The organism is Pseudomonas sp. (genome assembly GCF_050739655.1).
GTDB lineage: Bacteria > Pseudomonadota > Gammaproteobacteria > Pseudomonadales > Pseudomonadaceae > Aquipseudomonas.
Genome location: NZ_JBOIBY010000586.1, coordinates 19,366 through 34,267, shown reverse-complemented (window position 1 = coordinate 34,267; position 14,902 = coordinate 19,366). Strand labels below are relative to the sequence as shown.

Annotated in this window: 13 protein-coding genes and 1 tRNA gene; 11 read left to right on the top strand and 3 right to left on the bottom strand. The window is 50.3% G+C overall.

Going from position 1 to position 14,902, the window contains the following annotated elements:
• The first annotated feature begins 44 nt into the window (after positions 1-44).
• The 4 genes from ACRESJ_RS27990 (at position 45) to ACRESJ_RS27975 (ending at position 2,701) form a co-directional block, all read left to right on the top strand.
• The gene (locus ACRESJ_RS27990) at positions 45-599 is read left to right on the top strand and encodes a hypothetical protein (protein ID WP_431760764.1); all 555 of its coding nucleotides are present in this window, start codon (positions 45-47) and stop codon (positions 597-599) included.
• Positions 577-945 (top strand): hypothetical protein, encoded by a 369-nt coding sequence (locus ACRESJ_RS27985; protein ID WP_431760763.1) that lies wholly within the window; start codon positions 577-579, stop codon positions 943-945. Before ACRESJ_RS27990 ends, ACRESJ_RS27985 begins: the two co-directional genes overlap by 23 nt.
• Positions 946-1,115: 170 nt before the next feature.
• Positions 1,116-2,270, top strand: coding sequence for a tyrosine-type recombinase/integrase (locus ACRESJ_RS27980; RefSeq protein ID WP_431760762.1), 1,155 nt, complete (start codon positions 1,116-1,118; stop codon positions 2,268-2,270).
• An 80-nt stretch (positions 2,271-2,350) separates the two neighbouring features.
• Positions 2,351-2,701, top strand: coding sequence for a hypothetical protein (locus tag ACRESJ_RS27975; RefSeq protein ID WP_431760761.1), 351 nt, complete (start codon positions 2,351-2,353; stop codon positions 2,699-2,701).
• 298 nt (positions 2,702-2,999) lie between these two features.
• On the opposite strand, the gene ACRESJ_RS27970 is transcribed toward ACRESJ_RS27975, so the two are convergent.
• Both ACRESJ_RS27970 and ACRESJ_RS27965 read right to left on the bottom strand, forming a co-directional pair.
• Positions 3,000-5,189 carry a DUF927 domain-containing protein gene (locus tag ACRESJ_RS27970; protein ID WP_431760760.1) on the bottom strand — a complete coding sequence of 730 codons (2,190 nt, stop codon included), beginning with the start codon at positions 5,187-5,189 and terminating at the stop codon, positions 3,000-3,002.
• Positions 5,186-6,292 (bottom strand): tyrosine-type recombinase/integrase, encoded by a 1,107-nt coding sequence (locus tag ACRESJ_RS27965; RefSeq protein ID WP_431760759.1) that lies wholly within the window; start codon positions 6,290-6,292, stop codon positions 5,186-5,188. Before ACRESJ_RS27965 ends, ACRESJ_RS27970 begins: the two co-directional genes overlap by 4 nt.
• A 646-nt stretch (positions 6,293-6,938) precedes the next feature.
• Here ACRESJ_RS27965 and ACRESJ_RS27960 point away from each other — a divergent pair.
• The 5 genes from ACRESJ_RS27960 (at position 6,939) to ACRESJ_RS27940 (ending at position 11,844) form a co-directional block, all read left to right on the top strand.
• Positions 6,939-7,499, top strand: a complete 561-nt coding sequence (locus ACRESJ_RS27960) for a lecithin retinol acyltransferase family protein (RefSeq protein ID WP_431760758.1) — start codon at positions 6,939-6,941, stop codon at positions 7,497-7,499.
• 133 nt (positions 7,500-7,632) lie between these two features.
• Complete coding sequence (locus ACRESJ_RS27955; protein ID WP_431760757.1) at positions 7,633-8,631, top strand: hypothetical protein; 999 nt, start codon at positions 7,633-7,635, stop codon at positions 8,629-8,631.
• 103 nt (positions 8,632-8,734) lie between these two features.
• The gene (locus ACRESJ_RS27950; protein WP_431760756.1) at positions 8,735-9,466 is read left to right on the top strand and encodes a hypothetical protein; all 732 of its coding nucleotides are present in this window, start codon (positions 8,735-8,737) and stop codon (positions 9,464-9,466) included.
• Positions 9,467-9,851: 385 nt separating this feature from the next.
• Positions 9,852-9,945, top strand: a tRNA-OTHER gene (locus ACRESJ_RS27945).
• Positions 9,946-10,296: 351 nt separating this feature from the next.
• On the top strand, positions 10,297-11,844 hold the full coding sequence (locus ACRESJ_RS27940; protein WP_431760755.1) for a transglycosylase SLT domain-containing protein: 1,548 nt from the start codon (positions 10,297-10,299) through the stop codon (positions 11,842-11,844).
• Between the two features lie 19 nt (positions 11,845-11,863).
• Here the strand turns inward: ACRESJ_RS27940 and ACRESJ_RS27935 are convergent, their stop codons facing one another.
• Positions 11,864-12,742, bottom strand: a complete 879-nt coding sequence (locus ACRESJ_RS27935; protein WP_431760754.1) for a LysR substrate-binding domain-containing protein — start codon at positions 12,740-12,742, stop codon at positions 11,864-11,866.
• A 155-nt stretch (positions 12,743-12,897) separates the two neighbouring features.
• Between ACRESJ_RS27935 and ACRESJ_RS27930 the strand changes: the two genes are divergently transcribed.
• Positions 12,898-13,323, top strand: coding sequence for a VOC family protein (locus tag ACRESJ_RS27930; RefSeq protein ID WP_402812499.1), 426 nt, complete (start codon positions 12,898-12,900; stop codon positions 13,321-13,323).
• A gap of 113 nt (positions 13,324-13,436) precedes the next feature.
• Entirely contained in the window at positions 13,437-14,693 is a 1,257-nt protein-coding gene (locus tag ACRESJ_RS27925; protein WP_431760753.1) for a cation:dicarboxylate symporter family transporter, read from the top strand.
• The last annotated feature ends 209 nt before the right edge of the window (positions 14,694-14,902 follow it).

The following is a 14,902-nucleotide window of genomic DNA, read 5'->3' as shown; positions in this document are numbered from 1 at the left end:
CGTTGACCTCTACACCCTTTGTGCCAACACACTACGGAAATAATATGAGCAGAACCAAAACTATCCAGCCCAGCTTTATGGATCTACTGGCGGTGAAGGAAGGGCAAGCCTCGAAACTGAGCTCGGGCGCTGAGGGAAAGATCACCTATCAACTAGCCCTTTCAGCTGACAAGAAACAGGTATTCATCGCACTGATCGACAGCGGTAGCCAGGGCTACTTCAGCCGTGAGTGGATCAACGCCGATACCATCCTTGAAATACTGGAAGGCCTAGGTCAAAGGGCAGAGGCGTTTCCCAGCAAAGTACTTCTCCCCGTGTTTGTCGGACGCTCCAGCAATAATGCTCCGTTCCTTGCTGCCGCCCTGCTGGCTGAAAAGCTACTGGGAAGAGATGGAAAGCTTGAATCCAAACTGCGCGTAATTGGCGACGCTAGCAGCTGGAAAAAAGCTGTGCTGGCACTCAAAGGAAAGCCCATGCGGATTCGGCTCGATGGTAAACCGATCCTATCGACATCGCAGGCGAGCAACTCATCGTCTGAGCCAAACACAGAGCAAGGTAAAACCCAGGAGACAGAGCATGCTGCTGATTCGTCAGAGTGAAGCTGCTGCCCAAATCCTCGACACTGATATGCGCCAATGGGTGGAGAACCAGTTCCGGGTTCTACACGGTTACGGCACACAGTGGCAACCCGATGAGCTCGGCTGGTTTGCCGTCTGGGGCGAAGGCGATGATCCCTACGACAAAGGGCTATTCCTTGGCGTTAGAAGCTTCCTGCACAGCCCCTATGATCCGGCAGCCTCATTTGAAATCGTCGAGGACCACGGTCACTTCTATACCGCCGTCATCCTCCTGTCTGACCTGCTCTCGGTGGAGGTACTGATTCCGAAAGGACTCAATCTTCAATCAGAGATGAGCACGCAACTCGCGCAATGGAGTTCGCATTGACCGGCAGCACCACCGAAAGCACCGGAAATGAACCGGAGCGGCGGGCGCGATCAGCACCACCAAAGTAACCACCCTATTCACCCAACCATACCGACCACTGATGACTGCCCTGGCTCAGCTTTCTGAGCTGACTCAGGGATAGTCCAAACGCGTGTCAAAAAAGGTGCCCTATGAGCAAGCTCATTCGCTTTTCCAAGCGTTTGATCGACGCACTACCACCACAACCAAACGATGCCAAAGCCAGGGAAAGCGAGTATTCCGACACCGAGGTTTCAGGACTAAAACTGCTGATCAACAAACAAGGACGGAAATTCTTCTATCTGCGTTACCGACATGCCGGGCGACAGCGAAGCATGAAGCTGGGGAATTATGGAGAGCTCGAAATTGGCGATGCCCGGTTACTGGCGCTCAAACACAGGGCTCAACTTTCAAATGGCATTGATCCACAAGAAACGCTCGTCGAATCAGGGATGACCTTTCGCCGCTTCATCGATGACCACTACCTACCCCACGCCTACGCCAGCAAGCGCAGTGCAAACAGTGATGATTCAAAGTTCAAAACCCACCTATTCGAGATGTTCGGTGCTCGACCACTGGCCTCCATCAGCCGACAGGAGATCCAACGCTACCACGACGAACTCATCAGCTGCAGAGCCCCCGCAACCGCCAATCGGCACCTCGCCCTGCTCAAACGTAGCTTCAACCTCGCCATCTTATGGGGTTACCTCGACACCAACCCGGCGACGGGTATTCGTATGCACACCGAGAACAACCAATCCCAACGCTTCCTCAGCATCGATGAGGCCAAGCGATTGTGGGCAGTCCTAAGCACGGAACAAAACCAGATCGCCGCCAAAGCCATCAAGCTGATGCTGCTCACCGGTGTAAGGCGCGAAGAAGCGTTGCAGGCCCGATGGGAGGACATCGATCAAGAGCGATTGCTTTGGAACCTGCCGATCACCAAGAGCGGACGCCAGCGCTTTGTGATGCTCAGCGAACCGGCATTGGCCGTCATCAACGAATTGCCGGGCAAGGCTAACGGTCAATATCTCTTCCCCGGCGCCAAACCCGGCAAGCCACTCAACAACGCTCGTAAATGCTTTCAGCGCGCTTTAAAAGTCGCCGGACTCGTTCACCTACGAATTCACGACCTACGCCACACCTTCGCCTCATTGGCCATCAACAACGGCGCCAGTCTGTATGAGGTCCAGCACCTGCTGGGGCACGCCAGTAACAAAACCACCCAGCGCTATGCACACCTTGCTTCCGAGAACCTGCGGGTGGCCTCCAATCGCGTCAGTGATCTTGTAACAGCAACCACCTAGCCAATGCCCGACACCACCTGTCAGGCAGCCTTGGCTTTCTTTCAACACCGCGACACTCAATATCCCATCAGGAGTTCACCATGCGAAAAATCGTTCTTGCTGCCACCGTCGCCACATCGCTACTGTCGATCAGTGTTCAGTCCCACGCCAGTAGTCTGATGTCACTTTCGGGCATGCAGTACTTCGCCAAAAACTGTGAAAAGCGAGGTGGCACAAGCTACGTCAGCAACGACCAAGGCCGATCAATGCAGCCTTACAGCTATCGAGATATAGCCTCCACCCTGAAACATTCAAAAACCACCGCATTGCTGGAAGCGAGCATGAATGGGCAACGAGCCTCAGAAGCGGACCTCGATAAGTACCTGGCGCAAACCGAGAAAGCTGAAGCAAACAAGATGGAAAGCACCGGTACATTGCGATGCCAACGCTAAAGCCATCAGATACATGCCGCCGTACACGTTGATGGAAAAGGCTCAGCGATTGGCTGAGCTTTTTTTATTCAAAAGTTACGCAGTGCACGCGGTGTACCGGGCGGACACTTCAGCTAGTGACAAGCCTTTCGAAAAAACAAAAGCCCCACGTCTTTCCAGAAGAACGCAGGGCATAGTGCTGAGAAAATTAAAAGTCGCAGGAAGGTGGAACGATTGGGTCAAGATTGATCAGGCCAAAGCCCAGACCCTGTAGAGCAGCGACCTGAAAATAAGCACCTAAACTACAATACTCACTGGGTTAATCGTCACTCTTTAAAAAGCACTCGTCATCCTCAGACCAATAAACACCATGCTCCAACAACCAACTCACACGCATATGATAATAAGGGTCTTTACCTACCGTATTACGACCGGCTTCAGCACGTACAAGAAGCCCATCCTCTTTGAAGCGCTTACTGATAATCTCAACTCGACCGTTCCCTGGAAAAATCTCTTCCAAGCAAGCCTTGGAGATCATAAGAGTTGGCATGCCATCAGTTTGGTCCTTGTGGCGATATATAGCCAGCTTTGACTTTGGAGAGCCGATAAAAATACGTGACTTAGAAAGCAGAAATTCTTCCAATACCTGTAGATGATTCCATCGAGTTGTAAACCAAAGCCAAGTACAGACTAAAACACTGTGCATAATACTTTCTTTATTTACATACTTGCTGCTAAACACATTATTTCTCAGCGCAACCTGACCGGCTAACGCAGCCAGTGCAAATCGAACTACAACACGCTTAGCCCCATCATTAGCGACATAGCTTGGTAAAATTTCATGAATATCTGCGACCAATGCTTTTAGCTCACCGTCCCAAGCTTGGTTAGCCATTTCCGCTAGCAGCGCTTTGATGAAAGCGGGTGCAACCGTGCCGTATTGCTTCTGAATACCTACAGAAACCGCACTCTTAATATCGCTTGGAAGAAAAGCAAAATCCTCATCGTCTTGTCCTTCAAAACTGACATCACCACCAATATTGATATCCACACCCCTATCTAATACACCTTGAGGGGCATTTCGACTGATCATGGAAATAATGGGTTTCTCACCGGAGGTCATGCCAAATAATGTTTTTGGCGTTGACTCCTGAACGTCTCCCGAACTGTTGAGTCGGGTACGATTGCTCCCGTTCCCAATTTCGTACACGAACGTGTCCAGCTCTCCAAACCCGTTACTACCGATCTCATCCACCAATAAAGGGCCGAGAGAGAGCTGCTGGCCCTTGGCCTGAAGAGCTCGCTGTGTTGAACCAAACGTCTCGATAATGGATTTTCCGGCACGGCCCACGGTGCTTTGGCCCGGCGCGGCGGTGTTCCCATACAGACTGGCAACTGTTGAAAGCAACAATGTTTTGCCTCGACCTGCGCCACCAAAGAAGTTAAAAATACAAGAGGAAATCCCAGGTAGAAAATCAACCATAGAGGCAGCCAACCCAAGCTGCAAAGCGCCCATAAGAATAGGATTTTTACTTACAGGAGCGAGCACCAGATCGTTCCAACCATCAAGTGTTCCTACCTGCGAAAGTCGAGGGGACTTGATATCTATAAAATATTTATCCGAATTGACATTCGGAGCATAAAACAGATCGCAACCAACCGCGCAGGCTTCAATATTTGATTTATCATCTCGCTGCCAGCCCTCAGAACGAACCCAGATCCGTGCCTCCAGTTCATTGAACGCATAGCGCAGCAAATGAGGAATAAACTGCCCTAAAGACTTCCTATCAACAACACTAGTAGCAACCGAAAGCACCTTTTCAGTAAGGACTTTTATTTCTTGAAGGTCACCATTTGAAATAACTTCAGAGACGACCCTATATTTCTTGCCCGAACGACTTAGAATGTTAACTCGACCAAAGACCTCACCGGTTTCTGAATCACGCAAAATCTGATCTATCCAGAGACTAGGAGCGACATCTTTAACATCATCCTTTTTTCGAAATCGAATCGTATCCAACGATAGCTCGAACCCTGGGTAGGCTCGGTCCCCATACATAGATTCCAGCAAACCGATATTACTGGCCTCAACGACGCGCAGAAAATCAAACGGATCAACCTTGGGCTCTGAACCGTCGACAGGTACAGCCCAAGAACCATACTCTGTTGATGCCGGAATATTGCCGACGTACATGCTCACCTTTATACGACCTAGCGCCTTTTGAAAAAATCGTAAAATCTGCTCGCCTTCAAAATTAGAATGATCGAATGGAAAAAACACTTCCTTACTGGTCTTGAAAATCAGAAATTTCTTTTCTAGCACCCTCACTAGAGACGAATAACTACTATGGATAGTGGGAACAGAAAAAATCACGGTTGACTCACCAAACTCTACAGATGTCACACCCGTTAACTGTTTTGTGTCACCATCCAATGCTTTACCCCCTGCCAAGTGCGCAGCGTCAACAATATCGGCACTTAGCTGGCTGTTCGATAGAAAGCGCATCATTCCGAATCCTCCTGACCAGAAATCAGGAAGGACGAAACAAATTTGCTTGCCTTCAGCAGGTCCGAGGAGGCCAAAGCACTGTATCGTTCGGTCATCCGTATAGATGAGTGACCTAGTAGACCTTGCACGGTATACAACGGGATTCCCGCCTTCACGCAAGCGGAAGCGAACACATGACGAAGATCATGGAAGCGAAACGACTTCGGGAGCTCGGCAGCTTTGCAGGCTTCTTTCCATGGACGCACAGGGCGCGTCATATGGAAATTGTTGTACGACGATGGAAAAACCCAGCCATCATCTGGGAAATCCGACGTAGCCAATGCTAGACGCTCAAGTACGTCAAAGCACTTCTCGTTGATTGGCACATGGCGTATACGACCCGTCTTGGTGATTCTTAAAGTAATACGGCATAGAGTCTGATCCAAGTCAGTCCACTTTAGACTCAATGCTTCACCTACCCTCATGCCAGTAAGTAACAGAAATTCGACCAGACACGAGGTGCGCGGATAACGTGTCTCAAGCCATTTCACCGCATACGAAAGGCGACTAATGAGGTCAGCATTAACCTCATAGAGCTTAACTGGCATTTCACGCTTGAGCTTTAGGCTACGCGTCGGATCGTTGTCGCAATAACCAAGGTCAACCGCGAACCTGAAGATAGAGCGCAGCATCGCCAAATAACGATTTTTGGTAGCATCTTTCAGCGTTGGACGCAGTGATTCCATCACCTCTTGTATGTCGGCTAACGTGATAGCCTTAATGTCTTTTTCACCGAGGATAGGTGCCACCACCAAGTCATAGCGCTTACGCTCACGTGCCATTGAGCGCTTACCGCTGTAATTGCCAGTTTTCTCATACGCCTCAAAAGCCTTGTCGATGGTGACAATAGCGCTGTAGCCAGAATTGATGACCTCAATAGCTTTTATGCGGGCTTTTCCCAAAGTCAACTCTTTAGAAGTACCCAGTTTTATCCGACGACGCCCATTAGATCGAGAGCGAACGTAATAAGTGCAATTACCAGACTTTGGATAGGTGACAATGATTAGGCTTTTCAAACCCGAATCACGGACTTCGGTTTGCTTCACTGGCTTTATTGCAGACATGACTATTTGCCTCACGAATACGTGCTAAATTTAGATTCATAATTTTTCAACCTAGTAGCTAGTAGCGGGACTAATCCCAGAGAATAGTAGTGATGCGGCTGAGCTATAGACTTAACGAGTTAACCTTTTTGCTTTATATCTTAAATGCTGGCCAGTGGACTCAACCAACTGACGAAAACGTACCTGAGGAGCCAGCAAAAGGGAATTCGAATATTATTCAGAGAGGCGCCGATAAGACAGCACATTGCGTGTTGGCTAGGGTGACTGAAAACTGTTTTCCCAAGGACATCCTTCCCATAATGGTTTAAGCAAATTTCGCTCCACGCCATTGAGGACCATTTTCTTGACCTACCTCAAATCCGACGAACGGTAGCTAAGGATCCATATGAACCTCAGCACTCCGGTGAGATTGAACTAAAAATGCGTACAGAGCATTGGTAGCTGTGGCCAGCTTACCTTTCTCCGATGGCAAGATAGCAATCAATGAGCCAGAAGAGACTCGGCGCCGAAGGAAAATCGAAATGCCCCCTCAAACCGCCCAAAAGAACGATAGACCTTGCGATATCATAATGATATCAGCATGATTATCGGCGCCGTAGGCATCGCCATAGAGCACATATCCTTTACAGCTTTTTAGGGACAAAAAATGCTGGGAAAAATTTTGAAAACTTTGTTAGCTCCAAGCATCCCCACCACTATCAATCCAACATTCAAGCTTACTTCAACTAAGCGAACTGAGCGAAGCCTAGTAAAAGCAATCATCTGTGCAGGCTTGGGTAAAGAAGCAGATCTTGTACCAGGCTGCATAGTTGTCTGTGACCTTGCGGGAAGCTTTGCTGATCACACGGGGATATATATTGGACAAAATAATCGCATTGTAGAACGAAACGGTGACGGAGAAATTAAAAAAGTTACTCCGCACGCCTTTATGAACTCGCATGGCCTTCGAACGGGCATAACCCTTTATGCCGCCTATTCCAATGGAAAAATCATCAGCAATCCAGAAATCTCCAACAGAGCTAGTGCAGCAGTGGGTGATAAAAGTAAATACAATCTGATTTTCAACAACTGCCACCGCTTCACGGCTTATTGTGCAACAGGTGTCGAACACTCAGTGACCACTTTCGATTCGCTTACAACAATTCTGGAGGAAAAATTTCCTAATCTCCGTTGGGTCCCCGTAAAAGAACAGTATACAAAGAAATAGTGCATTAAGTTCCCACGGATCATGATGTACAAACCTCATGATCCGATCGCTGATTACACATTCCTGAGGCCTGGTTCCAGTGGTCAGACCCTAGCCTTCAACGTTGACGTACCATTGCGCATGGACCCTGACATTGAACAATTTATTCAAGTATGCCAGCAAGGAGCTCAGTACAGACGCCTTCCTAGCTTGGTTTTTCAAAGAACTGGATGAAAATCCGGACCTCAGCCTATATCGCTCACAGGTGTTCAATGCTTTGGGGTTCACCAAAGAGGGCGAAACGCCCGTTAACATTCACTCAAAACTACAGTCCGGCAATGTTGATTTAATGCTGAGCTTTGACGTGAACGACGAACGTCGCAACATTTTATTTGAGAACAAAACTTCGTCGACCATTCACTCAGATCAACTTAATACCTACCAAAAACGCTTCCCCGACTGCTACAAATATATTTACTTCAAGATCGGCTATATCGACGCATTGGAACGACAGAGCTTAGGAGATTATGAGCTCATCTCCGCCGATGACTTCTACAACGCGGTTAGCTTTTTAGCTCACTTCCATCCAATCATTCATCAATACTGCGCGTTTCTAAAGGACAACTGGATTTCCAAGGAGGAAAATGCCTTAAAGAGCTTAGCCAATTCGAGTCCTGACGCGTTCAAAAGCGCCATAGGCCAACGACACTTCATCGGTGAGCTCTATGACCAATTGCAGGGCAGTGATCCTTGTTTGAAATTCAAGAAAGGGGTAAATAAAAATGGTTCACCTTGGACTCAGCTAGATTTTTGCAAACGAGAGAACTACTACGAGGGAAAAAACGAAACGTTGTTTTGGAGAGTTGACTCCCGCTCCGGGAGAACCTACCTACGCATCAACCAGTACGCTGCCATCCCAATGGACTGTCGTGACATTGCTGTCCTCAAAAAACGGCGCCTACAAGCACTGCGCAAGCTAGCAGCAGGCATCAGCAAGCCTTACGACTTAAAGCCCGGAAAGCTTTCAAACAAGGGTGTGAGAGAAAGCGAGGTCATCATTTTTTTCTTTGACGAGAACCCATATGGACTGATCAAAGAAGTCCTTCCGGAATTTACCAACAAGCTCCAAGCGCAGTACTACCAACTGGAATAGAACCTCTGAATAGTTCACTTATGCACGCAAACAGGCATGGCTACAAAATGGCACTATGCTATCTTTGGTCGTTTTTTGGATTCTCCATCATTAAGGACTTGCAGTGAAAATCTTGAAACATTTTACCCTAACAGCCGTCGCTCTGGGCTTCCAAACAATCGCTAACGCCAATGACCTAATAACACTTGAGGCCATTAAATATTACGCTAACATGTGCTACCAAGCTGGCGGAGTAAGCTATATAAGCAACAATAACGGCATTAGTTGGTCAACACTAGACGCTCAAGAAGCAACACTGGCAGCTAAACACGCTAAAAGCATGGCACTTATTAATGCATCAATGAGCGGTCAAAAATTATCCGACGCACAACTGAGCGAGTTTTTAAATACTAAAGCACAGCCAATGGCGCAGGCTTTGGAGAACTCTAAAACACTTCATTGTGAAGGAGGTCGCATCTCCAGAGAGCCGCAGATTGACAAGCGCGCCTCTAGCTCCAAGCCCTCATTAGCTAACGGCGCAGAATTCGTCGCGGACGGCGACTGGAATGAAGCTAATGTTTCAGGTGCTGAATATACAACTTCACACTCCGAGCAATATGACGTCAAAGGTTACGGCCGAATAACTGACAGCAATGGAGCAAGTCTTTTCTCCATTTCTGCGGAGTGCGAAAACGACAAAGAAACCTTCAAGGTAAGCGACTTCATAACAAAACAAGGTTCTAGTTACGTCAAAGCGGAAAAAGGATATGGCAATGGAAACGAGAAAAGTATTCAATCGATTAAGGATTGGATATGCATAGAAACATTCGGGCGGGGATATGCACAGACCAACTAGTCTTGTGTGCCCCCAAAAAACGGGGGCATACTGGCTGGGAGAAGTTTTTAGCAGTTAAGTATTATTGGGCTTGTGAGCCAAACGCTTTTTCAACCCAGGCCTCAATACTTGACACAACACGCCAAGAACTCGAGTGAAAATCTGCAAAAGTGAGATAACACCAAATTACCATCTGGTCGCATCTCTCGATTGTTACGCGGTACGAGCAGCGAGGATTAATTGGTTGCTTTCCTAGCCTGCTCAAATGTCACGCGGTACGCGCGGTGCGTCGAAAAGCATCACCAATCAGCACACCACGCTCCGGTGCTCCTCCGGTACGTCCGGAAGCTTTTGAGGCCATCTGGCCCGTTTCTGGCCGGAGTTTACCCCCCCGCCTTTGAGATAGGCCCAGGAAAACCAGCCGTTTTCCAAACGGGCAAGGACTTTCACAGGTTTTGAAAATCCCCGTGTCGGCGGTTCGATTCCGTCTCTGGGCACCACTAATTAATGTCAGGTGGTGCCTAAACCACCCGAAAGCCTCAAAAAACCCGCCTAGTGCGGGTTTTTTTACGTCGTAAGATACTGTTTTTTGTTTGCGTGAAGGGATGCTGACTTGCCATGCAGGAACAGTACAACCTAGCTGCGCCAGTGCTAAGCAAGTGCCCTGCAAGCGCCCCTCATTGCAGCGCAGGTGGTAGGAGGCCCTAACCCTTGCAGGTGACGGACCTCAACATCCGGCACCCAAGCCTGGAACGGCAGTCATCACTGAACTAGGCTTTGATGTGTTCTTCTGAAGGCATGGTCTTGGCCATATCCCGGCAAACTGCAAAACAACGTGTGGAGCCCTGACCATGTTGGGAGCGAGCGATCTGGTAACCCACCGTACGCCTGCACGCTCAGCGCTGATCATCCACGCCGTCGCGGCGCTCGTGTTCGCTCTTTTCACCGCACCGATCCATGCCGCAGCCGAGGCAAACGCGCCCCCCCAGGAACTGCCGCGTGAGCAACTCACTATCTCGACCGAGGGCGCACCGTGGACCGGCGATCTCGACGGGATGATCGATCGACAGGTCATTCGAGTCCTGACGGTCTATAGCAAGACTTTTTATTTTGTCGACAGGGGCGTCCAACGCGGTACGACTTACGATTTTTTTCGCGTATTCGAGGAGGATCTGAACAAGCAACTGGCCAAGGATAACAAGCTAAAACACAAGGCTCTAAAAGTGCGGCTGGTGTTCATTCCTGTCGCTCGGGATGAGCTGCTGCCAGCGCTGGCTGCCGGCAAAGGCGATATTGCGGCGTCTAACCTCACCGTGACGGAGGAACGCAGGAAGCTGGTTGATTTTTCCTCACCGATCTATCGCAACGTCAGCGAAGTGGTGATATCCGGTCCCGACTCACCCGCAGTGTCCACTGTGGACGATTTAGCGGGAAAGGTGGTCTTCGTTCGCAAGTCCTCCAGTTATTACGAGAGCCTGATGGCCCTCAACCAGCGCTTCGCCGACGAGAAAAAACCAGCGGTCATCCTCAAGGAGGCACCGGAGGCTTTGGAGGACGAGGATCTGATCGAGATGCTGAACGCCGGCATGATTCCTCTCATCGTCGTGGACAAGCACAAAGCGGATTTCTGGAAGAAGGTCTTCCCGAATATCACGGTGCATGACGCCGTCGCGTTGCGCACCGGCGGCGAGATTGCCTGGGCTTTTCGCAAGGGCAGCCCGCAGTTGCAGGCCGCCGCCAACGATTTCATTGCCGGTCATGGTCAAGGGACCACCCTCGGAAACATGATTCTGACGCGTTACTTTAAGGGCGAGAAATATGTAAAGGCCTCTGTCTCCGAGTCCGAACGCAAAAAATTTATCGCATTGGTTCAGTACTTCCAGCAGTACGGGGACAAATACGATGTGGACTGGTTATTGATGGCCGCCCAGGGATATCAGGAATCTCAACTGAATCAGGCAGCCAGGAGCAAGGTAGGCGCCATTGGTGTCATGCAGGTCATGCCCGCCACTGGCAAGGAACTCGGCGTCGGCAACATTGCGCAAGTCGAGCCAAACATCAACGCCGGGATCAAGTATATGCGTTGGATGATCGACCACTATTACGGCCAAGAGCCCATGACCAACCTGGACAAGGCCTTGTTTGCCTTCGCTTCTTACAATGCAGGGGCGGGCAGAATTTCAAAACTTCGCAAAGAAGCCGCCAGCCGCGGGCTGGATCCGAACGTCTGGTTCCACAACGTCGAGTACGTTGCCGCCGAGAAAATCGGTGCGGAGACGGTTACCTACGTCAGCAATATCTACAAGTACTACATTGCCTACCAATTGATCCTGGAAGCCCAGGCGGCGAAAAAAGAGGCGGCGCAGAAGCTGGAAAACCAGAGCAAAGAGGCACCTTGATTGATCAATAGGTCGTGCCTCAAAAATGGCCGCCCTTGACTTGCTCAACGATCAGGTCAGCCAGAATCCCCACAGGTTCGGTAAAGCTTCGACGAGAACGATGTATCAACCCGATATCACGGTGAAAGGTGTGCGCTCCAAGGTCGAGTGCCCGGACACCTGCCGGCCATTGGGGATCGGGCGTTGTTTGCGGTACCAGCGCAACGCCAACGCCGTTTTCGACCAGTTTGATGATGGCCTCAAGCTCATCCAGTTCGCAGACCTCATGCAGGGTGAAATGCATCTGACGCAGAAACCGGTCGACTTGCCTGCCGCCGAAGGATGATCGGTCGTATCGAATGAATGGCTGACTGGAAAGCAATTGCGACCAGTCGTCTCCCGGCACTTCACGCGGCACGATCAGTCGGTAGGGCTCAAGCGCCAGATTCGTCCAGCGTAGATCACTCTGGAGTGAGAAGGGTGGGCGAATGATGGCGGCCATATCTATCTCGCCTGCATCGACCAGGTTCACCAACTCCATTGATAGCCCCGGTATGACACGCGTGCGGCACTGGGGACATTGTTGGTGAAACCTGGCCAGTGCGTCCGGCAAATAGGAGCGCTGCACGGACGCGATCGCGCCGATGTTCACCAGCACACTTGCTGGTTGTCCCAATGTCGTGGAGCCCAGATTGTCGTAGAGCCTGAGCAGCTCCTGCGCTTGCAGGAGTATCTGGTGGCCCATTTTATTGAGATGTGCCGAGCGTCCTTTTCTGTCGAAAATTTCGAAGCCCAGCTCAGCCTCCAGGCGCTGAATCTGCGCGCTCACGGCGGCCTGCGTGAGACCGATCTTGTTGCCGGCAGCGGCAAACGTGCCTTCGCGCGCCACAGCGATGAGTGTCTTGAGTTCTTTGATCATTCACAAATATTAATTGTGTTTCTAAGAAATATATATTGATTTTTCTGTTTGGTTTTCCGTCCTACGATGTTTCCCATCCCCGGCAACGGCTGAACCTAGAGAGCCAATGACGGGGAAGTGTTCGCCAACCAACAAAAAACATTACTGGAGTTCTGATGAGCCTCTCGCCATTCCACCTCGCAATCCCTGTGTACAACCTGGCTTCCGCGCGCACCTTTTACGGCGAAGTCTTTGGTCTTGAAGAAGGGCGCTCCAGCACCCAGTGGGTCGATTTCGACTTTTATGGTCACCAACTGGTCATTCACGAGCACCCGAAAACAGCCTCTCAAGAGAGCGTTCACAGCAATCCGGTCGATGGTCACGATGTACCTGTTCCGCACTTCGGCATCATCCTGGGTTGGGAGCAATGGGAGGCACTGGCCGAGCGACTGAAGTCGTTTGGGACCGAGTTTGTGATCGAACCGTACATTCGCTTCAAAGGTCAGGTTGGCGAGCAAGCCACCATGTTTCTGTTTGATCCATGCGGCAATGCTCTTGAATTCAAGGCTTTCAAGGATATGAGCCAGCTCTTCGCGAAATAAAAACACTCATGGCACAACACCGTTGTGCCATTTGATCTCAAGTGAGCTGCAAGCTCATGACTCTAGCAACTGCCAACAAACGCAGACCTCTCATTCCAACAAGAAGGCTAGACATGAAACGTATTCCCTTGGTGTGGCAAATAGTTGCCGGGCTGTTGCTCGGCGTGCTTGTCGGTTGGTACTTCAATACACATCCGCAATATCAAACATGGGTGAGCGCGGAGATCCTCAAGCCGCTCGGTGACATCTTCATCAAGATGATGAAGATGGTGGTCGTGCCGATCGTGTTCTGTTGCATGATTCTGGGCATTGCAGGCGGCGGAGACAGCAAATCCTTTGGTCGAATGGGAATAAAGTCGCTCGGTTACTTCTTTGCGATTACCGCGTTGGCCATCGTCATGGGGCTGTGTTTCGCGAACCTCTTCGAACCAGGCACGGGTACCGATATTTCAGGCGTCTCGCATAGCGCTGCATCAATTACCATGGAGCCGTCCAAAGGGGCATTGGTCATCTTGCAGAACATCGTTCCAGACAATGTGTTGGTCGCGATGTCGGAAGCAAAGTTGCTGTCAGTGCTGTTTTTCGCCGTTCTGTTTGGCCAGGCATTGAATGCTTTACCCAAAGAGAGAAGCGCACCCGTCATCGCACTGGTCCAGGGCATTTCGGATGCAATGTTCAAGGTTGTGTCCATTGTCATGGCCTACGCGCCGATCGGTGTGTTTGGCATGATCGGTGCGACGGTGGCGACTTTTGGTTTCGCCTCACTGTTGCCCTTGCTGAAGTTGATCGGTGTTGTGTACCTGGCGTTAATTGTTTTCGCTCTTGTGGTGCTGGGTGGCATTTGCTACTTGATTGGCGAAAACATCTTCAAGTTGATTCGCTACTTCCGTAATGAGTTGATCCTGGCGTTCTCGAGTGCCGCATCAGCAGCCGTCATGCCGCAATTGATGACCAAGCTGGAGAGCTACGGTGTACCGCGTCGGATCGTCAGTTTCGTGGTGCCGGTGGGTTATGCGTTCAATCTCGATGGTGCGTCGATTTTTCTCGGCGTCGCGACGATCTTTGTGGCGCAACTTTATGGAATCGACTTGTCGTTGTCTCAGCAAATCCTGTTGGTGGTGACGATGGTGCTGACCTCGAAGGGAGCAGCAGGGGTGCCGGGTTTTGCCATCATCATCCTGTCAGCCACCCTGGCGTCTGCCGGTCTTCCACTAGAGGGCGTGGCGTTGATCGCCGGCATTTTCAGGATTATCGACAGTGGCACCACCACGCTGAACGTATTGGGTAATGCCATTGCACCGCTGGTTATCGCCAAGTGGGAGAAGGTCAAACTGGAACCCTCACGGGCACATTCAGCGGCACGGGCCTAGTCGTTCGCCAAGGCCACAATAGAACGTCTAAATCAAAGTGCTCCAACCCCAATCCTGATGTTTCTGCACTTTGCCCGAAACCGGGGCCAGACGACCATGGTTCTAAGTGTGATCTGACGCTTTTTTCGGAGGTCCATAAAGATCGCAGCCTGCGGCAGCTCCTACAGGGACGCGCATTCCAACGCAGGAGCTGCCGCAGGCTGCGATCT

Coding starts and splice junctions, on each gene's coding strand:
- ACRESJ_RS27990 (WP_431760764.1), top strand. CDS start 45: ATGAGCAGAACCAAAACTATCCAGCCCAGCTTTATGGATCTACTGGCG.
- ACRESJ_RS27985 (WP_431760763.1), top strand. CDS start 577: ATGCTGCTGATTCGTCAGAGTGAAGCTGCTGCCCAAATCCTCGACACT.
- ACRESJ_RS27980 (WP_431760762.1), top strand. CDS start 1,116: ATGAGCAAGCTCATTCGCTTTTCCAAGCGTTTGATCGACGCACTACCA.
- ACRESJ_RS27975 (WP_431760761.1), top strand. CDS start 2,351: ATGCGAAAAATCGTTCTTGCTGCCACCGTCGCCACATCGCTACTGTCG.
- ACRESJ_RS27970 (WP_431760760.1), bottom strand. CDS start 5,189: ATGATGCGCTTTCTATCGAACAGCCAGCTAAGTGCCGATATTGTTGAC.
- ACRESJ_RS27965 (WP_431760759.1), bottom strand. CDS start 6,292: ATGTCTGCAATAAAGCCAGTGAAGCAAACCGAAGTCCGTGATTCGGGT.
- ACRESJ_RS27960 (WP_431760758.1), top strand. CDS start 6,939: ATGCTGGGAAAAATTTTGAAAACTTTGTTAGCTCCAAGCATCCCCACC.
- ACRESJ_RS27940 (WP_431760755.1), top strand. CDS start 10,297: ATGTTGGGAGCGAGCGATCTGGTAACCCACCGTACGCCTGCACGCTCA.
- ACRESJ_RS27935 (WP_431760754.1), bottom strand. CDS start 12,742: ATGATCAAAGAACTCAAGACACTCATCGCTGTGGCGCGCGAAGGCACG.
- ACRESJ_RS27930 (WP_402812499.1), top strand. CDS start 12,898: ATGAGCCTCTCGCCATTCCACCTCGCAATCCCTGTGTACAACCTGGCT.
- ACRESJ_RS27925 (WP_431760753.1), top strand. CDS start 13,437: ATGAAACGTATTCCCTTGGTGTGGCAAATAGTTGCCGGGCTGTTGCTC.